This window comes from Acinetobacter colistiniresistens, assembly GCF_024582815.1.
Taxonomy (GTDB): domain Bacteria; phylum Pseudomonadota; class Gammaproteobacteria; order Pseudomonadales; family Moraxellaceae; genus Acinetobacter.
In genome coordinates this window covers 37,674-59,206 of sequence record NZ_CP102099.1, presented here as the reverse complement: position 1 = coordinate 59,206, position 21,533 = coordinate 37,674, and the positions used below count along the sequence as shown (strand labels likewise).

Genomic DNA, 21,533 nt, shown 5'->3' with positions numbered 1-21,533 from the left:
ACATATCCAGAGGAGAATGGTATGGTCACAGTACGTGAGCAGTTACCTGGACGACTCCAAGAGTTGTCTGAGGAAGCGACTGGAGAACATGCCGCTGAAGCGCAAAGTAGTCTAGTGTCTTGGCTAGACCGAGTGCGTGATATTTTGGATGGGGCAGAGCTAAAACAACTTCAACAAGTTGCGGAGCTAACCTTAGCAAAAGAATTACAAGCGACGGACAATCATCGTATCAATACCTTTAGTACCGGGATTGGTATGGCGGATATTCTGGCGCATCTGCATGTTGACGAAGACACGCTTTCAGCGGCAGTGTTATATCGTAGCGTGCGTGAGGGACTGATTACTCTAGAAGATATCCAGCAACAGTTTGGCGAGCAAGTCTTGAGCCTGGTTCAAGGCACACTTGCAATGGGTAAGCTGTCTGAGTTGATTGAAAAAAATAAACGCTTAGAAGATCATTTTAATAATAACCAGCGGGAACATTTAAACGGCATTTATAAAATGCTGATTTCAGTGACGGAAGACGTGCGGGTTGTATTAATTAAACTGGCAGAACGAACCTACGCTTTACGTGAGTTGGCGACCGCAAGCAAAGAGCGTCAGGAACGTGTCGCACGTGAAATTCTTACGATTTACTCCCCACTGGCCCATCGTTTGGGGATTGCCCAACTGAAGTGGGAGCTGGAAGATCTTGCCTTCCGCTATTTGGCGCCTGAACGTTATAAAGAAATTGCCTCTCTACTCAATGAAAAGCGTTTAGAGCGTGAGCAATATATTCAGTTTGTAATTGATAAATTGAAAACGGAATTGGCCAGTTATGATATTCAGGCTGAAATCACGGGGCGGGTGAAGCACATTTATTCGATTTATCGAAAAATGAAAAGCAAAAACCTCAGCTTCGATCAGCTGTATGATATTCGTGCTGTGCGTGTCTTGGTCAAGAGTGTTCCAGATTGTTATCACGCCTTAGGCATCGTACATCAGTTATGGCGTCACATTCCGAACCAGTTTGATGACTATGTTACTAATCCGAAAGCCAATGGTTATCGCTCATTGCATACCGCAGTGATTGCTGAGAATAAATCTCTGGAAGTACAAATTCGTACCTTTGAGATGCATAACGAAGCAGAGTTGGGGGTGTGTTCGCACTTTAACTATAAAGAAGGTGCCAAGAATACCGATCATTCCTTCAATGATCGTTTACATTCTCTCCGTGCGGTGCTTGAGCATTATCAAGAGCGGACGGAAACCACACCCCATGCTGAAGATGAAGAGTCGAATGGCATTGATCAGATTCAGGATTTTGAGAATTTTGAAAAGATCTATGTGTTTAGCCGTGACGGGGATATTAAAGAATTACCGCGTGGTTCAACTGTTTTAGACTTTGCTTACCATGTACATACCGAAGTGGGGAACAAGTGTTATGCAGCACGTGTCAACCAGCGTTATGTGCCATTAACCTATACCCTGAAAACGGGTGAGCAGGTTGAAATTTTAACCAAGAAAGATCGTGAGCCGAACCGTGACTGGTTGGTGAATTCGCTGGGTTATATCAAGACCGCGCGTGCGCGTGACAAGTTGCGGCATTGGTTTAGACAGCAGGATCGCAGCAAGAACGTTGAAGTTGGACGGGAGTTACTCAATAAAGAGCTGGCACGGTTAGCGATTCACCCAAAAAGTATTGATTTAAAAGACTATTCATCGCATTTTAACCTGAAATCAGGTGATGATATTTTAGTGGCTTTGGTCAGTGGTGATATCAGTCTGCATGCCTTGATGAATCAAGTGAATCGTCAAATGCATCTGGATCAGGATGAACCAGAGCTGGTGTTAAAGCCAGCCTTGAATCCACGTGCCAGCCATACCTTATCGGCGCATGGGATCTTGATTGATGGGTTGGACAATGTGGAGTTGCATATTGCGCAATGTTGTCAGCCTGTCCATGGTGAATCGATTGGCGGATATATCACCTTGAATCGTGGGGTCAGCATTCATAAGGTCGCGTGTCCGGATTACTTGCGCATGACCACACAAGAGCCTGAACGTGCGGTTGAAGCCGATTGGGAAATGCAACCGACACGTGGCCAGAGTGTGCAGATCGTGGTGGAAGCCTATGATCGTCGTGGTTTACTCAAAGATCTGACACAGGTGATTTTCTCAGACCAAATCAATATTCGTCAGGTCAATACCATTTCTGAGGCAGATGGTATTGCCAACATGAAGTTATTGATTGAAGTCAAAGGTTTGGCACAGTTGTCACGTTTGTTGGCTCGTTTAGAGCAGCAACCTGGGATTATCAGTGCCAGACGGTTGGTTCAAGGAAGCTAGATCATAAAAATAAAAAAGCTGTATTTCGATGCAGCTTTTTTATTTTTAGCGCTTCGCTAAAAAGAGATTGGTGAGTCGGTTTAGGAACTGTGGGCTCATGCTGGATAACTGATACATCAGTTTGGTTTTGATCCCGACAGGGGTATGGGTTGGAAGCAAGGCATGGTCTTTGTGTTGCACCAAATGCAGTACCTGTTTTGCCACATCGGCAGGGGTGAGATCCACACCAATATGTTGAATGCTGCCAGCATCCATATCTTTGACCATATTGGTTTGCACAAAGAGCGGCATCACATCCAAGACACGAATATTGTATTTTTGCCATTCTACATCTAAGGCTTCAGTTAAACCGCGCACAGCAAATTTGCTAGCAGAATAAGAGGCCAAGTCGGCTTGGCCATAAATCGCAGAGGCTGAAGAAAGGTTAATAATGCGAGCAAAGCTGGCTTGTTGCAGATGTATCAGGGCAGCATGGCAGCCGTTAGCAACGCCTTTCACATTAATATCAAAGGTACGGTGATGTGATTGGATGGGGGTATTTTCAAATGCGCCTGAATACAGAATGCCTGCATTATTGACTAAAACATTCAGTTCACCCGCCCAGCGTTTAAACTCTTGCAAGGCAGTTTGCCATTGGTCGTAATGACTGACATCGAGATAACCTGCTTTGGCATGTGCTCCAAGTTCTGTAGCTAAAGCCTGTGCCTGCGCTTCATTGATGTCATAGATGCCTACTTTAAAGCCTTTTTGATGAAAAAGACGGGCAATTTCAGCGCCAATTCCTTGTGCGGCGCCACTAATAAAAACACTATATTGCATTGCGTTCCCTTGCTTTATATTGATATTTTTTGCGTGCGTCTATATTAGACATAAGCTTGTTTAAGCTGCAACCATTTGGCTATATCTAGTTTGGAGATCATCATGGAAAAGTTATTGGCAATTATGCAAGAGTTAAGACAGAAGTGTCCATGGGATCAACAACAAACACCAGAAAGTTTGACACGATATGCCATTGAAGAGGCATATGAGGTTGAGGCTGCAATTCGCTCGGGCGAAGTGGATGAAATCCGCAATGAACTTGGCGACTTACTGTTGCAAGTAGTTTTTCAATCCCAAATGTTTGATGAAAAAGGATTATTCAACTTTCAGGATGTGGTGGAAGCGATTAGTGAAAAATTAATTCGTCGTCATCCGCATGTCTTTCAGGCTGAAAAATATCAAAATTTGGATTCCGAGCAGGTCGGTGAATTGTGGAAACAAATCAAACAACAAGAAAAACAGGGTAAAGTAGTATCCCGATTAGATGAAGTTAAGCATGCACCGGCATTGGTACAGGCACATGAAATTCAAAAAAAAGCAGCTCAGCTCGGTTTTGATTTTGAAACGGTTGCAGATGCTTATGCAAAGTTGGATGAGGAACTGGGAGAATTGCAGCAGGCGATGAAAAGCCAGTGCGCCGAGGATATCCACGAAGAGTTTGGTGATTGTTTATTTTCTTTAATCAATGTGGGGCGGAAGCTGGGCGTGTCAAGTGAGACCGCGCTGCTGGCAACCATCCATAAATTTAGAAGCCGTTTTGCTTTTATTGAGCAGCAGGCACAGCGACAACAGAAAGACTTGCAAGACATGAGCTTGGCCGAGATGGATGAGCTTTGGGAGCAGGCAAAACGACAATTAAAAGCTCAGGAGAGCAGTCATGAGATTGCCGCAATCACGCAGCAAACATAAGTTTTTTTTATTGATGATCTTGTGCCTGGGGTGTATATCACATCTCAAGGCACAGCAGTTTGACCAATCTTATCAACAGTGGAAGGCACAGCAGCAGGCACGTGATCAGCAATTGGCAAGACAAGCCGATAATAATTACTATTTATCTCGTCCAACTCAGCAGCTTCCGAAGCAGATTTCATCATCGGGCAACATTCAGGGTGATAAAATTAGCTTAAATCAAGCCAACTTACAGCAACTACAAATGTTAAATGGTGTGGGCGAGAAAAAAGCCCAAGCCATTGTAGAGTATCGTCAAAAAAATGGCGGCTTTAAAACCGTGGATGAGTTGATGAATATCAAAGGCATTGGGCCAAAATTACTTGAGAAAAATAAGTCAAAGCTGATGCTATAAGTTTGAAATGGTAAAAAGGTGATTGATTAGGCAGACTGAACTGTTGAAACTTCCAACAGAATAAATTGCCCTTTGTGTGTGTTAGAGCTATGATTAGCGACAAATTGTTATTTACGTCCTGACGTAGGAGACAGTGTCTTTTGCAAACTTTGCGTGCGTCAAAATGTGGTTTGTCCACAGCTCAACTTCCTTCCTCAATTTTAGATGTCATCGATAGTCTGACTAAAGCCGGCTATGAGGCATATATTGTGGGTGGGGGTGTTCGAGACATGATGTTAGGTCTTAATCCAAAGGATTTTGATGCGGTTACCAATGCTACACCAGCCCAAGTAAAAGAGGTTTTTGGTCGACGTTGCCGAATTATCGGACGGCGTTTTGAGTTAGCACATGTATATTCTGGTCGCGAGCTGATTGAAGTTGCGACCTTCCGTGCCCCACCGAAAAAAGCAGTCACCAGTGCATCTGGAATGATTCTTCGTGATAATAACTGGGGAACGATCGAGCAAGACTTTGCTCGTCGAGATTTTTCGATCAATACTTTGTATTATCAACCACGTAAAGCGGTTGTGCTTGATTTCTGCCATGCAGTGGATGATATCAATAGCCGTACTTTACGTTTCCTTGGGGAACCTGCTCAGCGTTTTGAAGAAGATCCTGTGCGGATGTTGCGTGCTTTACGCTTTGCTGCAAAGCTCAACTTTCAGATTGATCAATCGATTCTTGATGTGTTTGATGCCGAGATGACGCAATTATTGCGTGATGTCTCACCTCATCGTTTATATGATGAGTCGCAAAAGCTATTCACCATGGGACACCTGACCCGTGTATTACCCATGTTGATTGAGTTTGGTGTCTGGAAACAATTGTTTGCTGAAATTCCACCGAATTTGACCGCTTTTATTGAGCGTGCGGCGCGCAATACCGATCAACGGATCCAAATTGGTAAAACCATCAATCCTGCATTTTTCTATGCTGTGTTGTTATGGAAACCTTTCTTGGAGCGTTGTGACTTCTATTTAAACAAAGGGGTTGTGCCTGCGGAAGCACGTGCGCAAGCCGGTTTGGATGTGCTGAAACGTCAAGCGACGCGTACCATTATTCCTCGTTTTGCCGAAACTTTTATTCGTGAAGTATGGGAAATGCAAACTCGCTTGCTCAATCCTAAACCTCAGCAGATTGAAGCCTTGGCAGGACATGCGCGATTCCGTGCAGGCTTTGACTTCTTGTTGTTACGTGAGAAATCAGGTGATAGCAGTACGGAAGGTATGGGCATTTGGTGGGAAGCCTACCAAGAAATGACCACAGACCAAAAAGAAGCTGTGATTCGTCAATACAACCGTCAACGTAGTAAGACACGTCGTAAAGCAGTTGAGGTGGATGAGCCGAAGTCGACTGAAATTGAGCCTTTGGTCAATGTGCCTGAGCCAAGAAGTCGCCGTGCCAAGAAAGAGCGTGTCAGAGCGGATGAGTCATCCAGTCGTTTTATTGAAAAAGCGACAGCGGGTTCTGGGCAAGTCAATGCCGATCACCCAATTCTCAAGCGTAAGCGCGTTCAACGTGATCTCAGTCAAGTGGTTTTCGGGCCGACCCAATGAGTATTCGCAGCTATATTGGTCTGGGCAGTAACTTAGGCGATTCGCAACAAATTCTGAGAGAAGCGGTTGCGAAGCTCGCCACTTTGGGGGCTGTACAGATATCGCGGCTCTATCAAAGTCCGCCGATGGGACCACAGGATCAGCCCAACTTTTTAAACGCCGTTGTTCAACTGGATACAACACTTGAACCACTTGCCTTATTAGATCAATTACAACAATTTGAGCAAGAGGCAGGACGTATTCGTTTACGACGTTGGGGAGAGCGTACCCTTGATCTGGATCTACTAATTTATGGTCAGGAACAGATTCAAAATGAACGTTTAACTGTCCCACATACGGGTCTGTTACAACGTGATTTTGTGATTCTTCCCTTATTGGATTTAGATGCTCATTTACAACTGAATGGTCATTCATTAAAAGATTTAGAACTGGTGCAGCAAGCTGACTTGACTGTAATAGCAGATCAGTCTTGGGCAACCGCTTAAGACTGTTTCGTTCTGGAAACGCCTGTAGAGGACATCATCATGATTAGTCTAAGTGACTTAAGAAAGTTTAAAGCCGAAGGACGCAAGTTCTCATGCCTGACTTGTTACGATGCAAGTATGGCGAAAGCTATGGAATTGGCTGAAATTGATACGATTTTAATCGGTGATTCTCTAGGAATGGCAATTCAAGGCAGAGACTCTACGCTTCCTGTCACTGTTGAAGATATGGCATATCATACCGCTGCTGTACGCCGTGGAAATGCGCATGCCTTGATTATGACTGATTTGCCATTTATGAGCTATGCCACACTTGAGGATGGCTTGAAAAATGCTAAGACCGTGATGCAAGTCGGTGCACAAATGGTCAAAATCGAAGGTGGAGCTTGGCTCAGCGAATTGGTGACTGTGTTAACCCGTAATGGTATTCCGGTCTGCGTTCACTTGGGATTAACTCCTCAATCTGTACATGTGTTTGGTGGTTATAAGCTACAAGCAAGAACACGTGAAGCAGCAGATCAGTTGATTGCAGATTGCCAAGCAGTAGTTGATGCAGGTGCTGCGGTATTATTGCTTGAATGTGTTCCAGCTCAATTGGGCAAAGAAATTGCTGAATTATTCCCGAATACGCCAGTGATCGGAATTGGTGCGGGCAATGAAACCGATGGTCAAGTGCTCGTGGTACAGGACATGCTTGGTTTGACTTTTGGTCGTGTGGCACGTTTTGTTCGCAACTTTATGAAAGAGCAAGCGGGTGAAACCGCGATTGTGGATGCATTTAAATCGTATCATGCTGCAGTTCAAGACCAGTCGTTCCCAGCCAAGGAACATACGTTCCAAGTTGAGCTTTAATTCATGAAAACTGAAACAACAATACAAGGCTTAACCGCATCATTGGCACCTGCGCGCAGTTCAAAAAAATTGATTGGTTTCGTACCAACTATGGGAAACTTGCACGAAGGTCATTTGACTTTGGTGCGTGAAGCAAAAAAACTGTGCGATGTCGTGGTGGTGAGTATTTTCGTCAATCCAATTCAGTTTGGTGCTGGTGAAGATTTTGAGAGTTATCCACGTACTTTAGAGCAAGATAGTCGTCTATTGGCGGATGTCGGCTGCGATATTATTTTTGCCCCAACGGTTGAGCAAATGTATGGTACACAACCACGTTTGACCAATATCAGTGTCGGTCAAATCACGGATGATCTGTGTGGAAAATCGCGCCCAGGTCATTTTGATGGCGTTGCGGTTGTGGTGACCAAGTTATTCAATATCGTACAGCCAGATTTTGCCTTCTTTGGGCAAAAAGACTATCAGCAATTGGCGGTGATTCGCCAGTTGGTACAAGATTTGAATATGCCACTGGAAGTGATTGGTGTGCCGATAGTCCGTGCTGAAGATGGACTTGCTTTAAGCTCGCGAAATGGTTATCTGACCGAACAGCAACGCGCTGTGGCACCAACGATTTACCAATTGCTTAAAGGCGCTGAGCAGCAATTGCATGAAGGGCAGGCGTTGTCACAGGTGTTAGAAAATATCTCTACTCAATTGACACAAGCAGGTTTTGTTGTGGATTATGTAGAAGCTCGCCAAACTAACTTGCAACCAATTCAACAGTTTGACCAGAATTTGGTGTTATTTATTGCAGCCAAGCTTGGTTCAACCCGGTTGATTGATAACTTACAAATCGACTTTAAAACATAAAAATGAAGGGCAAAACGCCATGAAGCGTATTCTTATCGTCACAGGTCAATCTGGTTCAGGGAAATCTTCGGCTCTACAAGTGCTTGAAGACTTGGGCTATTATTGTATAGATAATTTACCTTTGGCGTTATTGCCTGAAATTGTAGCCAAACTTGATCATGAAAATAATCTGGAGCAACTGGCTCTTGGGGTCGATATTCGAAGTACCCGTGCCGATATGCAAGAGTTTGATCATGTTTTTCAGCAATTACAACGACATGGTATAGTCGATATTATTTATCTGACCACACAGGATCAGGATTTGATTGCACGTTTTAGCGCATCTCGTCGACCTCATCCTCTGGCAAACCGCTTTAATAGTCTGCTGCAATGTATTCAGGAAGAGAAACAGCTTTTAATTCCGATACAATTCCGCTCCACAGTACATATTGATACCACCGATAAAAGTGTTCATGATTTAAAACATATTTTATTGTCCAAGCTTGGACAATCCGATAATTTGATCGTCATTTTGCAGTCCTTTGGTTATAAGCATGGCATTCCACTGGATGCAGATTATGTTTTTGACGTACGACATTTACCTAATCCACATTGGGATTTAGAATTACGCCGTTTTTCAGGTTTAGATGAACCTGTGCGCCGCTTTTTGGAAGGCAGTCAACAAACCAATGAGATGTTTGAAGATATTTATGCTTTTCTAGAGAAATGGTTACCTGCTTTTGCAGAAGGGCATCGCCATTACATGACCATTTCAGTGGGATGTACCGGTGGTCAGCATCGTTCAGTTTATATCGTGGATAGACTCAAACAAGCCCTTGAGGCAAAATGGGCTGTCCAAATCTTACATAGAGAAATGAAGCACTGGTCATGATAGACACAACAATTGATGTAATTAACAAACTTGGCTTACACGCGCGCGCATCTGGTAAACTGATTGAAGTGACGACCAAGTTTCGTGCTTCGATTCAAATTGGTAAGGGCGATAAGTTGGTTGATGCAAAAAATATTATGTCATTGTTGATGTTGGGTGCGGGTAAGGGCACTACATTAAGACTGGTGATCGAAGGTGCCGATGAAGACAAGGCACTGGAAGAAATTCAAACGCTGTTCGCAGCAAAATTTTATGAGGCAGAGTAATAGTGGCACGTGGTCCCCAACGTTATACCGATGAAGATTTTGAGTCATTAGACGGGCGTGCAAGTCGAACCGAGCAAAAGAAAGCCGTACAACGCATGGCCGCTTTGGGAGAGCAATTGGCTCAATTGAACCCAAAGCAGATTCAAAAACTTCCTGTCGATGAACGTTTAATTGATGCATTGCTTGAAGTGCAAAAGATTAGTTCATTTGAAGCACGTCGTCGCCAGTTCCAACGTGTTGGTAAGTTATTGCGCAATGAAGATGAAACCACAATTTTGTCTTATCTCACACCGCAGCAAGGCGCGAAAAAACAAATGCAATTGATGCGTTGGGTTGATCGTATGATTGATCAAGGTGATCCAATCATTAATGAATTTAGTAAAGTATTTAATGCCTCTGAACGACATACCTTGCGTCAGCATGTTTTGCGTATCCATCGTGATATCAAACAGCAAGTCAGTGAAGAAGAGTTAGAGGCGTCAAAACGCAAATTTGTAAACTATGTACAACAGGTGGCATTGTTATCTGAACAGTAATTAGAACGTTAAAAAAAGAAGTTTCCGAGGAAACTTCTTTTTTTATATCAGTACTTAGTCTCCAAACTCGCTGCCGCCCGTTCCTTTGCCCATTCCCTTAAAATAAATTTCTGCAATTTTCCTGTCGCAGTCTTGGGAATCTCAGTAATTACCACATCTTTGGGAACTTTGAAGCGAGCCAGTTCTTGCTGGCAATGCGCAATGATTTCTTCGACAGAAACAGAAGCTCCTTGCTTCAATTCAATGAAAGCACACGGCACTTCCTGCCAGCGTTCGTCAGGTTTAGCAACGACTGCTGCTGTAAGGACTGCTGGGTGGCGGTAAAGCACATCTTCGACTTCGAGCGATGAAATATTTTCTCCACCTGAAATAATAATATCTTTGGAACGATCTGTAATTTTGGCATAACCATCCGCATGGCTCACGGCTAAATCACCTGTATGAAACCATCCTCCTTTAAAGGCCTCTGCTGTGGCTTGCGGATTCTTTAAATAGCCTTTCATGACGATATTGCCGCGGAACATGATTTCGCCCATGGTTTGTCCATCATTGGGAACGGGCTGCATGGTTTCTGGATCAAGTACCCGCATACTATCCTGTAGCGGATAAGGTACCCCTTGACGAGAGTGGAGTTGCGCCTGTTCCTGAATGGATAAATCACTCCAACCTGCTTGGGAAGCACATAAGGCAGAAGGGCCATAAGTCTCAGTCAAGCCATAAACATGATTGACGTTAATACCAATATTGCGCATGCCCTCAATGATCGCTACAGGTGGTGCAGCACCAGCCACCATGACTTCGACGTGATGCTCAAAAGCAGTTCTCTGTTCGTTTGGCGTGTTGATCAGCATGGACAATACTATCGGCGCACCACAGAAATAATCGACTTTATGTGCTGCAATATATTTAAAAATCAAGGTTGGATCGACGCGACGCAAACATATATTGGTGCCACCACTGGCGGCAATTGACCAGACAAAGCACCAACCATTGCAATGAAATAGTGGTAAGGTCCAAAGGTATGTAGCACGAGGTTTCATGCCACAAGCCAAGATATTACTGGCCGCATTCAGATAGGCGCCACGATGGTGATAAACCACACCTTTAGGATTGCCTGTGGTACCAGACGTATAGTTGAGACTAATCGCATCCCATTCATCTTGTGGTAATAGCCATTCAAATTCAGGGTCGCCTTGAGCGAGCCATGACTCATATTCATACTGTCCAAGCGCAATCTGTTCCCCGTCAAACTCAGCATCAAAGACATCAATCACGATGATGTCCTGAGGGACCAGCGTGAGTGCTTCTGCTGCAACTTGGCGAAACTCGGGATCAACCAGCAGGACTTTGGCTTCTGCATGTTCAAGCATAAAGGCAATGGATTTGGCATCGAGGCGGGTGTTTAAGGTATTCAATACGGCACCTGCCATGGGTACAGCAAAATGTGCTTCAATCATGGCGGGGATGTTGGGTAAGAGCACAGAAACGGTGTCGTTCTTTTGGATGCCCAAACGTATTAATTGGTGTGCAAATTGCCGACAACGCTGATACGTCTGTTGCCAAGTAATGTGACGATCAGCATGAATAATCGCCGCTTGCTGTGGATAAATGTAAGCTGCGCGCTCTAAATAACGTAGCGGAGACAAGGCCACAAAATTGGCGGGGGTCTTCGGTAATTCATCATATGCACTGACCATGTGTATTGTTTCCTTTCTGTTCTTTTCATTTATAACTAAACTATTCTGTCATCGAGTCTAAAGCATTTAGGCTTTAGTCGGAGATGAATCTGGACTGATCTTGGGTTTTTCTGGTTCAGAGGTTTCATCCACAGCTAAACCCGTGTAAAATCTTGGATACTTTTTTATCCGCCGTTTTTTATCTTTTGAGGCTACGCCTCAATACATAATCTCGCGGTGATATGCTCCTTCGTATAGGGCATCACTCCTTAAGGATTTTATTATGCCAATCATTACTTTACCAAATGGTGATCAGAAACAGTTTGATCATCCGATTTCCGTGATGGAACTTGCTCAAAGCATTGGTCCGGGTCTTGCAAAAAATACAGTTGCTGGCCGTATCAATGACCGCTTGGTGGATGCTTGTGATTTAATCACAGAAGATGCAACAGTTCAGATTATTACCCCTAAAGATGAAGAAGGTTTAGAAATCATTCGTCACTCTTGTGCGCACTTGGTTGGACATGCGGTTAAGCAATTGTTCCCAGAAGCGAAAATGGTGATCGGTCCGGTGATCGAAGAAGGTTTCTACTACGACATCTGGATGCCACGTCCATTTACTTTGGATGATATGGCTGCAGTTGAAGAGCGCATGAAAAAGCTCATCGACCAAGATTATGACGTCATCAAAAAGATGACTCCACGTGATGAAGTGATTGCAGAATTCACAGCACGTGGCGAAGAATACAAATTACGCTTGATTGCAGACATGCCGAATGAAACACAAATGGGCTTGTACTACCATCAAGATTATTTGGATATGTGCCGTGGTCCGCACGTACCCAACACTAAATTCTTAAAATCATTCAAACTCACTAAAATCTCTGGTGCTTACTGGCGTGGTGATGCGAAGAATGAACAGCTACAGCGTATTTATGGGACTGCATGGGCGGACAAAAAGCAGTTAGCTGCTTATATCAAACGTATTGAAGAAGCTGAAAAGCGTGACCACCGTAAAATTGGTAAAGCTTTAGACCTGTTCCATATGCAAGAAGAAGCACCGGGTATGGTGTTCTGGCATCCGAACGGCTGGACCATTTACCAAGTGCTTGAACAATACATGCGTAAAGTTCAGCAAGACAATGGTTACCAAGAAATCAAGACACCACAAATTGTAGACTTCACCTTGTGGGAAAAGTCTGGACATGCGGCGAACTATGCTGAAAACATGTTCACGACCCATTCAGAAAGCCGTAACTATGCAGTGAAGCCAATGAACTGCCCATGTCACGTGCAAGTGTTTAACCAAGGTTTGAAATCTTACCGTGATTTACCAATTCGCTTGGCGGAGTTTGGTTCTTGTCACCGTAATGAGCCATCAGGTTCTTTACATGGCATTATGCGTGTTCGTGGCTTTACTCAAGATGATGCGCACATTTTCTGTACCAAAGAACAGATTGGTAAAGAAGTGGCTGACTTTATTAAACTGACTTTAGATGTTTATAAAGACTTCGGCTTTGAAGAAGTACAGATGAAATTGTCTACACGTCCAGAAAAACGTGTGGGGGATGATGCACTTTGGGACTTGGCTGAAAAATCTTTGGCGGATGCTTTGGATGATGCAGGCTTGGCTTGGGACTTACAACCAGGCGAAGGCGCATTCTATGGCCCGAAAATTGAATTCTCATTGAAAGACTGTTTAGGCCGTATCTGGCAGTGCGGTACAATCCAGTGTGACTTCAACTTACCAATCCGTTTAGATGCATCTTATGTCACTGAAGACAATGATCGTGATCAGCCAGTCATGTTGCATCGTGCAATTCTTGGCAGTTTCGAGCGTTTTATTGGTATACTAATTGAACACTATGCGGGGTTCATGCCACCTTGGCTTGCACCAATCCAAGCTTGTGTGATGAATATTACCGATTCACAAGCGGAAGCAAGTGAACAAGTGGTCGCAAAACTCAAAGAAAATGGTCTTCGTGCTATTTCTGACTTGAGAAATGAAAAGATCGGATTTAAGATTCGTGAGCGTACCCTAGAGCGTATTCCTTACCTTCTGGTTCTTGGTGATCGGGAAGTTGAAGAAGGTACAGTTAATGTGCGTACTCGCTCAGGAAAAAATTTAGGTACTATGTCAGTAGATGCATTTATTGACTTAGTGAAATCTGCCGTTGCCGAACGTGGCCGGTACATCGTGGAGTAATAAAGATTAAACAGCCTGACCGTAACCAACAACAAGGTGCTAAAAGTAACCGTCCTGCAATTAACGATGAGATCCGTGCTAAAGAAGTACGCCTCGTCGCTGCAGATGGGGAACAAAAAGGTGTTGTTTCATTAAATGAAGCATTGCGTGCTGCAGAAGAAGCTAATCTTGACCTTGTTGAGATTGTGGCAAATGCAGAACCTCCTGTTTGTAAAATCATGGACTACAACAAGCACTTATTTGACTTGAAACAGAAGCAAAAAGATGCGAAGAAAAAACAGCATCAAGTGCAAGTGAAAGAAATCAAGTTACGTCCAGCGACGGACGTAGGTGATTACCAAGTAAAATTGCGTGCAATTTTACGTTTCCTTGAAGAAGGAAATAAGGTGAAAATCACTTTGCGTTTCCGTGGTCGTGAGATGGCACACCAACAGCTTGGTTTAGCTCAATTACAAAAAATTGAAGCTGACGTTGCTGAGTTTGGTGTTGTTGAACAAGCGCCGAAGATGGAAGGCCGTCAGATGGGCATGTTGCTTGGTCCGAAAAAGAAAAAGTAATTTTTTCTTAGAAAAAGCACCGCAATAGGCGGTGCTTTTTTATGTCTAAAATCATGGGTTGTTTTATTAAAAAAATGTTAAGCATCATTTGGTATAATGAAAACAGACAAGGCTTGCATTGCCGGATAATTACACTATTTCAAAATAGGAAAAATACATGTCTATAATCACCGGTACTGAACAACTTTCTGAAATTAATCAAAAAGTAGTACAAGATGGCGAGGTTCTGCCTCAGGTTAAACTTAAAGATGGCAGTCGTGTTCAAACAGGGACAGTTGCCACTATGCTGCATAATATTAATCTCTATAATGCAGGCGTTCGCGGCACTGTGGAAGAAGAGTTAACCTTGGCTGTACCCACCTTATTCAAAGTCGGTATGTTTGATTTATTTTCTGTTGATGAATGGATCAATGGCAGCAATGCAGGTCGTAAATTTGTCGGTGAAAAGGCCAAGGAGTTTTTGCAAAGCCAAATTTAAATTTCCAAACATTGTCTTTGAAAACACGGCTTTATTGTTTCTTTTCGTGCTTATTTGCTGATCAGTAAGTCGAAAGTGTGCTATAACGCAAAAAACAGTCAAGATAATGATGAACAGGACAATATAAATGATTGACTTATATTATTGGGGGACACCCAATGGGCATAAAATAACAATTGCCTTAGAGGAAATGGGACTCGACTATCAGATTTTCCCAATTAATATTTTAGAAAACGATCAGTTTCAACCTGATTTTCTAAGAATTTCTCCCAATAATAAAATTCCAGCCATTGTTGATCAAAATGGCCCACGAGGCGAGCCGATTTCAGTGTTTGAGTCTGGTGCGATCTTACAATATTTAGGTCGAAAAACCGGCCTGTTCTATCCGACTGATGAACAAGAACGAGTTGAGGTGGAACAATGGTTGATGTGGCAAATGGGTGGGTTTGGTCCAATGCTGGGGCAAAATCACCACTTTAACAAGTTTGCACCTAAACGGCTTCCTTATGCCATTGAGCGTTATATCAATGAAACCAAACGCCTTTATACTGTTTTAAATAAGCAGTTAATTGGTCAAAAGTTTGTGGCAGGTGAATACTCCATTGCCGATATGGCAATCTTGCCTTGGGCATTACGTTACGAGTGGCAAGGTATTCAACTTGAGGACTATCCTTATGTGAAAGACTACATTGAACGTCTTACAGCTCGTCCTGCGATACAAAAAGCCTTATCGATCAAAGTGGGATGAACCTGAATCAAAAGGCTGAATGGCGTTCTATTTCAAACATTGGGTGATTGCGATGGGATTGTTGTTGCTCACAGCAATCCTTTGTGCTCAGTTGCAAAAGCTCTATTCAGAGAGTCATTTAGCGGTTTTGGTATTTGCTTTTATTACTGTTTTAGGGCTCTTATTTTCTACACTTTTTGCTTGGTTGCAGCTTGAAACAGGAAACTCATATTTCAGTACAGCGGTGTTTGTTGGATTTTTAAATGTATATCTAGTGTTATACATTTATCTTGATCTTACCGTGTCTATTGACTGGGCAGCAGTCTCTGCGGGTGAAATACAGCTGACCTGGTACCAAAAAATGGTCAGGTCTGATCTGACCTTTTGGATCGGATTTCTTTTTCCATTCATTTTTTCAGTCGTACATTTTTCTGTTCGATCAAGAACAGCCAAAAGCAAAAACTAATTTCTGGTAAAACTATACTTTTATTTCTCTTAACATGGTTGTTTTATAATTGTGTAATTTTTCATCTGGTCTGCGCATGTTCAAGCTACGATGCTTTAAGTTCAAAAAAGATAACGTATCATGCAAACTCAAATATCCGCCCTTTATTTAGACAAGCTTGGTTTTGAAGGCGAATTTTTACCGACCTTGGATCATCTTAAGACATTACTAAATCTGCATGTGCAAACCATTCCTTTTGGCAATTTTTCCTCTTTTCTTGGAGAGGAGGTCTCCTTAGAACCCAATCAACTTGCTCAGAAATTATTGCTTGATGGACGAGACGGCTATTGCCTTGAACAGAGTAGCTTGACCAGAATCGCACTGACTGAACTGGGCTATGAAGCCTATAACCTGCTGGGGCGGGTCTATTATCAGAGTACGCCGATCATTACACCTGTGCGTACGCATTTGGTCACAGTGGTTCGTATCAATCAGCAATTGTTCTTATATGATCCAGGATTTGGCGGGATGACGCCAACTACGACCTTGTCTCTTGATCAAATTGGTGAAACACAGCAAACACCATTAGAACCCTTTAGATGGGTAGATGTCGAGCAGAGTGGTTTGGATCATTCGGTATTAACCGAGATGAAATATATGCTGCAAGTCTGCCTTCAGGATCAGTGGGTGAATGTCTATGCAATTAATCCGACACAGCAAATTGCAGATGCGGATGCCTTGGTTGCCAATTGGTATATTTCGACCTCGCCTGAATCCTTGTTTACCCAGCATTTAATGTTATCTACTGCTAATAGCGAAATGCGGATCACGTTAAAAGATCAGGTCTTAAGAACGCATGGCAAAGGTGGCTCAAATAAAAAAGAGTTAACTAATTTTGATGAATTTGAATGCACCATTAAGACCTCTTTTCAAATAAATATCAGCGATGAGCAACTACATGCTAGTTGGGAAAAACTGGCACAGACTCAATAATTACAGATTATAGTGCGGTAGGCTGCTATGCTTTGATTGATATTGAGTGATCCCTTTAAATTGATGTCCTATTTTTTATTATTTCTCTCAGCCTTTGGCGCTGCGACCTTATTACCGTTACAGTCTGAAGCGGTATTAATGGCGTTGTTGGTACAAGGACTTTCAAATCCTTTTTATCTAATTTTAGTTGCGACCATTGGTAATGTCTTAGGTTCCTGTGTGAATTGGTGGCTTGGACTGAAAATTGAACATTTTAAAGATAAGAAATGGTTTCCTGTTTCAGAGCAACGGTTGCTACAAGCACAACAGATTTATCATAAATATGGCTTTTATTCATTGCTACTGAGTTGGACGCCCGTGATTGGTGATCCCATTACCTTGATTGCTGGGTTGATGAAAGAAAACTTTTGGCGATTCTTGTTAATTGTCACCATTGCCAAAGGTGGGCGATATCTCACCTTATACGTACTCTATTTAGGAATCTTTTAAAAAAGGGAAAGATGTGATGCTTTCCCTTTCAGTTTATTGATTATTGCCTTTGGTGATGTCAACTTTGAATAAGTCACTGGTTTTAAACCAGCAGTAACTCACCACCGCCAGTGAACCGTACCGGGTTTGTCGGAGACTTTTTTATTTAAGTTAGGCCACCTGACCTAACGGGTTAATCTTATCATAGTACATTGCTTCAAACTCAAAAGGCGATACATAACCCAGTGCACTGTGTACACGCTTTTTATTGAACCAATCTACCCAGTTTAGTGTCGCAAGTTGTACATCTGCTAAACCTTGCCAATCTGCTTTTAAATATTCAATCACCTCTGTTTTGTATAAGCCATTCACCGTTTCAGCCAGAGCATTATCGTATGAATCACCTGTCGTACCGACTGATGCTCGTAAATTTGCAGCATCTAAACGATTGGTATAGCGAATAGAAAGATATTGAACACCTCTATCGGAATGATGAATCACATTCTTTGGCATGCCTCGATCGTGCAATGCTTGCTCCAATGCATCGAGCACCATATCTGTATTCATCCGTGTAGATACTTTCCATCCAACAATTGCTCGTGAGAACACATCAATAATAAAGGCGGTATAGACCCAGCCTGAATGTGTTTGAATATACGTAAAGTCACTGACCCATAATTGGTCAGGTCGATCAGCACTAAAATTCCGTTTCACTAAATCATCTGCTCGTTTTTGATCATCTCGGCTACGGGTGGTTTGTTTATTCTTACCACGCCAAACACCTTGTATACCTAGCTTTTGCATCAATCGAGCAACTGTACAACGTGCAATAACATAACCCTCACGTTTCAATTTTTGCCAAACTTTACGTACACCATATCGACCTGAACTTTCTTTCCAAATACGTTTGATTTGCTCTGCATGATGTAAATCATGCAGAGCACGTTTCGCTCGATGTTCTGGGTTATCAACGAAATCTAAAGCCCGATAATAGGTCGAAGCTGCAATCGGTAAAATTCTACAAATCGCTTCAACACCATATAACGCCTTATTGTTATGGATAAAATCCACCATTATTTGTGTGGGCGGTCGAGCTCCGCCTGGGCGAAAAAAGCGGCTGCTTTACGTAGAATTTCATTGGCACGTTTTAATTCTTTAATTTCACGTTCCATTTGCTTCATTTTTTCTTGGTCAGATACCTGTTGTACTTTGGCGGGATTTTGTTGATCTAAGTATTTTTGATACCAAACACGAAGTGTTTCAGGAGTACAGCCAATTTTAGGAGCAATTGCGGAAACTGCTGCCCAATTCGATGGATAATCTTTTTCAGATTCAATTAGTAATTGAACCGCTCTTTCTCTAATTTCGGGGGTATAGTTTGGTTTTTTCATCGGAATAGTCTCTCAGAATATTGAGTCTCCGACAAACCCGGTACGGTTCACAGTGTGATACAACCGCCAAGAATGGTTGCGGTGATGGTGCCAAGATATTTAGCTGCGAGACCTGATTCAAAAGCACCGAGTTCATTGCTTGAAGATACAAACATGCCGTTTACTGCTGCGACACGGCCTCGCATATTTTCGGGTGGGAAAATTTGCAATACAGTTTGACGAACTACGACGGAAACACTGTCACAAGCCCCTGTCATGGCTAGGGCAAATAGTGATAGCCATATATTGTTCGAGAAGGCGAACAGAATGGTAAAAAGACCAAAGCCCGCGACGGCCAATAGCATATTGCGCCATGCATGATGCATTGGCGGGAACTTGGTCAGCACGATCATGGTGATCAGTGCACCAATTGATGGCGCAGCACGTAAATAGCCAAGACCTTCAGGACCCACCTTTAAAATTTCTTCAGCAAAAATCGGCAAAAGGGCAATCACGCCACCAAATAGAACGGAAACGAGATCCAGTGAAATAGCCCACAGAACAATCTTGGTTTTCCAGATAAAGCGGAAACCATCGGTCAGGCTTTGCAGGACATTCTCAGTTTCCATTTTGGGGAAAGTACGGTTCTGTAAGCAATTAATCAAAATAAAACAGACCGCCAATAAGATCGATACGGCAAAGAGACTGTTTTCTCGGCCAAGAACGGCCAGCATAAAACCACCTAACATTGGCCCAATAATGACACCACTTTGCCAGCCAATCGTGGTCCAAGTGGCACCATTGGCATACAGTTCACGTGGAATCAAAAAAGGTTTCAGTGAGGTCGCAGATGGATTGTAAAATCCCCGAATGGTGCCTAAGGCAAAGATGACGGCATAGATACCCCAAGACAGCGTGCTAATGCCAATTTTTTCTAAACCATATAAATGGAATAAGCCCCAAAGCACCAAAGGCAAAGGAATGGAAAAGAATAAACAGACTTTCATAATACTTTGCTTATTCAGTTTATCCGCAAAATATCCCCCCCATAAGGACAGGGTGATGAAGGGAATCGCTTCGGCCAGACCAATGAAACCCAGTGTAAGTGGGTCACGTGTGATTTGATAGAGTGAATACGCCACGATAATTTCCTGAATCAAGATCGCCAGCGTTAAGCAAAATTGATTGAGGGTGACGATCGAAAAATCCCGATAGCGTAAGGCGGCGAAAGCATCATTCTGTATATTCATATGGATAGAGACTTTAGGATTTGTATTTATTATATGCGCTGATTTTGTGCATGTTTCTCATCGTTTGAGAATTAATTATGGGAAATAACGTTTGCTGAAAACAGCGCTATTTCTGTCAAAAAATGAGCATTTTGCTTTTGTTTTGGGTAGAGATACTATATGATACTGCCTTCCTTACCTGCAGGTTGATTTGCAATAGTGCAAACGTGCCGAACAGGTGCCCAAAAGAGGTTACTATGGCTAAGTTAAAAACTCGCCGTGGTGCAGCTAAACGCTTTAAAGCGACTGCAAACGGTTTCAAGCGCAAACAAGCATTCAAGCGCCACATTTTGACCAAAAAATCTGCTAAGCGTATCCGTCAATTGCGCGGTTGTGTAATGGTTCACGTAAGTGACGTTGCATCAGTTCGTGCTATGTGCCCATACATCTAAGGAGATTATAAATGGCTCGTGTAAAACGTGGTGTAGTGGCTCATCGCCGTCACAAAAAAATTCTTGCTCGCGCTAAAGGTTACTATGGTGCTCGTTCACGCGTTTATCGCGTAGCGTTCCAAGCGGTAATCAAAGCTGGTCAATACGCTTACCGTGACCGCCGTCAAAAGAAACGTCAATTCCGTGCTTTATGGATTGCGCGTATCAATGCTGGTGCTCGTCAAAACGGTTTGTCATACAGCCGTATGATCGATGGCTTGAAAAAAGCTCAAGTGATCATCGACCGTCGCGTATTAGCTGACATCGCTATGCATGATGCAGTTGCATTTGCTGCTTTAGCTGAAAAAGCTAAAGGCGCATTAGCTGCATAAGCTTAGAGATTCAAAGAAGGCCGCTTTTTAGCGGTCTTTTTTATTTTTAGGGTATTGGATTTTCAATAATAGATAATAATCAGAGATAGATGATGCAAGACGAACAATTTTTAAATGATTTAATTCAACACGTCCAACAAGGGCGTCAATTTAAATATTTATATTTCTGGGGACATACCCCAAAGCAAAACAATCATGTGGATAAAAGTTGTTTTAGCCAGTGGTTTCCATCGCCATTTAAACAGGATGGCGTTGAATATCTCACGGCTGAACATTATATGATGGCGCAAAAAGCCAAACTCTTTAATGATGATGAGATATTTGATCGGATTTTGACGGTCACACATCCAAATGAAGCAAAACAGCTCGGTCGTAAAGTACAACACTATGATGAACAGCTGTGGCAGCAAAAACGTTTTGAAATCGTGGTACAGGCAAATTTGGCCAAATTCTCACAATATCCAGAATTAAGCGATTTCTTACTTGCCACACATGATCGTATTTTGGTTGAAGCATCGCCTGTTGATAAGGTTTGGGGAATTGGTCTGGCACAAGATCACCAGCAGATCCAAGATCCGAGCCAATGGCAGGGGTTAAACTTACTTGGTTTTGCACTCATGCAGGTTCGTGTCCAGCTTTCAACTTTGTAGTATTTAGCTG

The 21,533-nt window shown here is 42.9% G+C and carries 23 protein-coding genes, 1 pseudogene and 1 other annotated feature; of the genes and pseudogenes, 20 read left to right on the top strand and 4 right to left on the bottom strand.

Annotated features, from left to right (window positions below; genetic code table 11):
- Positions 1 to 21: 21 nt before the first annotated feature.
- Positions 22 to 2,328: a RelA/SpoT family protein gene (locus NQU59_RS00285; RefSeq protein WP_005239655.1), complete on the top strand. Its 2,307-nt coding sequence runs from the start codon at positions 22 to 24 to the stop codon at positions 2,326 to 2,328.
- Between the two features lie 45 nt (positions 2,329 to 2,373).
- Here the strand turns inward: NQU59_RS00285 and NQU59_RS00280 are convergent, their stop codons facing one another.
- Positions 2,374 to 3,147 (bottom strand): SDR family oxidoreductase, encoded by a 774-nt coding sequence (locus NQU59_RS00280; RefSeq protein WP_257064474.1) that lies wholly within the window; start codon positions 3,145 to 3,147, stop codon positions 2,374 to 2,376.
- A gap of 102 nt (positions 3,148 to 3,249) precedes the next feature.
- On the opposite strand from NQU59_RS00280, the gene mazG reads away from it, so the two are divergent.
- The 9 genes from mazG to yjgA all read left to right on the top strand — a co-directional run bounded on the left by mazG (position 3,250) and on the right by yjgA (position 9,901).
- Entirely contained in the window at positions 3,250 to 4,056 is an 807-nt protein-coding gene (mazG, locus tag NQU59_RS00275; protein WP_005239653.1) for a nucleoside triphosphate pyrophosphohydrolase, read from the top strand.
- The gene (locus tag NQU59_RS00270) at positions 4,025 to 4,450 is read left to right on the top strand and encodes a ComEA family DNA-binding protein (RefSeq protein ID WP_005239652.1); all 426 of its coding nucleotides are present in this window, start codon (positions 4,025 to 4,027) and stop codon (positions 4,448 to 4,450) included. The genes mazG and NQU59_RS00270 overlap by 32 nt, the downstream gene beginning before the upstream one ends.
- Positions 4,451 to 4,590: 140 nt before the next feature.
- Positions 4,591 to 6,045 (top strand): polynucleotide adenylyltransferase PcnB, encoded by a 1,455-nt coding sequence (gene pcnB / locus NQU59_RS00265; RefSeq protein WP_005239651.1) that lies wholly within the window; start codon positions 4,591 to 4,593, stop codon positions 6,043 to 6,045.
- Positions 6,042 to 6,530, top strand: coding sequence for a 2-amino-4-hydroxy-6-hydroxymethyldihydropteridine diphosphokinase (gene folK / locus NQU59_RS00260; protein WP_043971180.1), 489 nt, complete (start codon positions 6,042 to 6,044; stop codon positions 6,528 to 6,530). The genes pcnB and folK overlap by 4 nt, the downstream gene beginning before the upstream one ends.
- A 39-nt stretch (positions 6,531 to 6,569) precedes the next feature.
- On the top strand, positions 6,570 to 7,379 hold the full coding sequence (gene panB, locus NQU59_RS00255) for a 3-methyl-2-oxobutanoate hydroxymethyltransferase (RefSeq protein ID WP_004655682.1): 810 nt from the start codon (positions 6,570 to 6,572) through the stop codon (positions 7,377 to 7,379).
- Positions 7,380 to 7,382: 3 nt separating this feature from the next.
- Positions 7,383 to 8,228: a pantoate--beta-alanine ligase gene (gene panC, locus NQU59_RS00250; protein WP_005239649.1), complete on the top strand. Its 846-nt coding sequence runs from the start codon at positions 7,383 to 7,385 to the stop codon at positions 8,226 to 8,228.
- A gap of 19 nt (positions 8,229 to 8,247) precedes the next feature.
- Entirely contained in the window at positions 8,248 to 9,099 is an 852-nt protein-coding gene (gene rapZ / locus NQU59_RS00245; protein WP_005239648.1) for an RNase adapter RapZ, read from the top strand.
- The gene (locus NQU59_RS00240; protein ID WP_004655677.1) at positions 9,096 to 9,365 is read left to right on the top strand and encodes an HPr family phosphocarrier protein; all 270 of its coding nucleotides are present in this window, start codon (positions 9,096 to 9,098) and stop codon (positions 9,363 to 9,365) included. Before rapZ ends, NQU59_RS00240 begins: the two co-directional genes overlap by 4 nt.
- A gap of 2 nt (positions 9,366 to 9,367) precedes the next feature.
- On the top strand, positions 9,368 to 9,901 hold the full coding sequence (gene yjgA / locus NQU59_RS00235) for a ribosome biogenesis factor YjgA (RefSeq protein ID WP_005239647.1): 534 nt from the start codon (positions 9,368 to 9,370) through the stop codon (positions 9,899 to 9,901).
- Positions 9,902 to 9,948: 47 nt separating this feature from the next.
- Here yjgA and NQU59_RS00230 read toward each other — a convergent pair whose 3' ends face one another.
- Complete coding sequence (locus tag NQU59_RS00230) at positions 9,949 to 11,598, bottom strand: acyl-CoA synthetase (RefSeq protein WP_257064470.1); 1,650 nt, start codon at positions 11,596 to 11,598, stop codon at positions 9,949 to 9,951.
- A 262-nt stretch (positions 11,599 to 11,860) separates the two neighbouring features.
- Here NQU59_RS00230 and thrS point away from each other — a divergent pair, with 262 nt between their 5' ends.
- The 7 genes from thrS to NQU59_RS00195 all read left to right on the top strand — a co-directional run bounded on the left by thrS (position 11,861) and on the right by NQU59_RS00195 (position 17,472).
- Entirely contained in the window at positions 11,861 to 13,783 is a 1,923-nt protein-coding gene (gene thrS / locus NQU59_RS00225) for a threonine--tRNA ligase (RefSeq protein WP_005239645.1), read from the top strand.
- 5 nt (positions 13,784 to 13,788) lie between these two features.
- Positions 13,789 to 14,340 carry a translation initiation factor IF-3 gene (gene infC / locus NQU59_RS00220; protein ID WP_079281829.1) on the top strand — a complete coding sequence of 184 codons (552 nt, stop codon included), beginning with the start codon at positions 13,789 to 13,791 and terminating at the stop codon, positions 14,338 to 14,340.
- A 157-nt stretch (positions 14,341 to 14,497) separates the two neighbouring features.
- On the top strand, positions 14,498 to 14,818 hold the full coding sequence (locus NQU59_RS00215; protein ID WP_257064461.1) for a DUF7709 family protein: 321 nt from the start codon (positions 14,498 to 14,500) through the stop codon (positions 14,816 to 14,818).
- Positions 14,819 to 14,945: 127 nt separating this feature from the next.
- A complete protein-coding gene (locus NQU59_RS00210) occupies positions 14,946 to 15,566 on the top strand; it encodes a glutathione S-transferase N-terminal domain-containing protein (RefSeq protein WP_257064459.1) in 621 nt (206 codons plus the stop codon).
- 19 nt (positions 15,567 to 15,585) lie between these two features.
- Positions 15,586 to 16,011, top strand: a complete 426-nt coding sequence (locus NQU59_RS00205) for a hypothetical protein (RefSeq protein ID WP_257064457.1) — start codon at positions 15,586 to 15,588, stop codon at positions 16,009 to 16,011.
- Between the two features lie 120 nt (positions 16,012 to 16,131).
- Entirely contained in the window at positions 16,132 to 16,983 is an 852-nt protein-coding gene (locus tag NQU59_RS00200) for an arylamine N-acetyltransferase family protein (RefSeq protein ID WP_257064448.1), read from the top strand.
- Positions 16,984 to 17,046: 63 nt separating this feature from the next.
- Positions 17,047 to 17,472, top strand: coding sequence for a YqaA family protein (locus NQU59_RS00195; RefSeq protein ID WP_257064445.1), 426 nt, complete (start codon positions 17,047 to 17,049; stop codon positions 17,470 to 17,472).
- A gap of 150 nt (positions 17,473 to 17,622) precedes the next feature.
- Here NQU59_RS00195 and NQU59_RS00190 read toward each other — a convergent pair.
- A protein-coding gene (locus NQU59_RS00190) for an IS3 family transposase (RefSeq protein WP_107114716.1) occupies positions 17,623 to 18,842 on the bottom strand; the annotation gives its coding sequence in 2 pieces (ribosomal slippage) (positions 17,623 to 18,566 and positions 18,566 to 18,842; 1,221 coding nt in all).
- Positions 18,451 to 18,567 (bottom strand) — a sequence feature (AL1L pseudoknot). (Overlaps the previous gene by 117 nt.)
- Before the next feature lie 50 nt (positions 18,843 to 18,892).
- Positions 18,893 to 20,071: pseudogene (locus NQU59_RS00185) on the bottom strand (MFS transporter); the annotation flags it as partial.
- 236 nt (positions 20,072 to 20,307) lie between these two features.
- On the opposite strand from NQU59_RS00185, the gene rpmI reads away from it, so the two are divergent.
- The 3 genes from rpmI (at position 20,308) to NQU59_RS00170 (ending at position 21,523) form a co-directional block, all read left to right on the top strand.
- Positions 20,308 to 20,502: a 50S ribosomal protein L35 gene (gene rpmI, locus NQU59_RS00180; RefSeq protein WP_004637967.1), complete on the top strand. Its 195-nt coding sequence runs from the start codon at positions 20,308 to 20,310 to the stop codon at positions 20,500 to 20,502.
- 11 nt (positions 20,503 to 20,513) lie between these two features.
- The gene (gene rplT / locus NQU59_RS00175; protein ID WP_000124858.1) at positions 20,514 to 20,873 is read left to right on the top strand and encodes a 50S ribosomal protein L20; all 360 of its coding nucleotides are present in this window, start codon (positions 20,514 to 20,516) and stop codon (positions 20,871 to 20,873) included.
- A 92-nt stretch (positions 20,874 to 20,965) separates the two neighbouring features.
- The gene (locus NQU59_RS00170) at positions 20,966 to 21,523 is read left to right on the top strand and encodes an NADAR family protein (RefSeq protein WP_257064442.1); all 558 of its coding nucleotides are present in this window, start codon (positions 20,966 to 20,968) and stop codon (positions 21,521 to 21,523) included.
- The last annotated feature ends 10 nt before the right edge of the window (positions 21,524 to 21,533 follow it).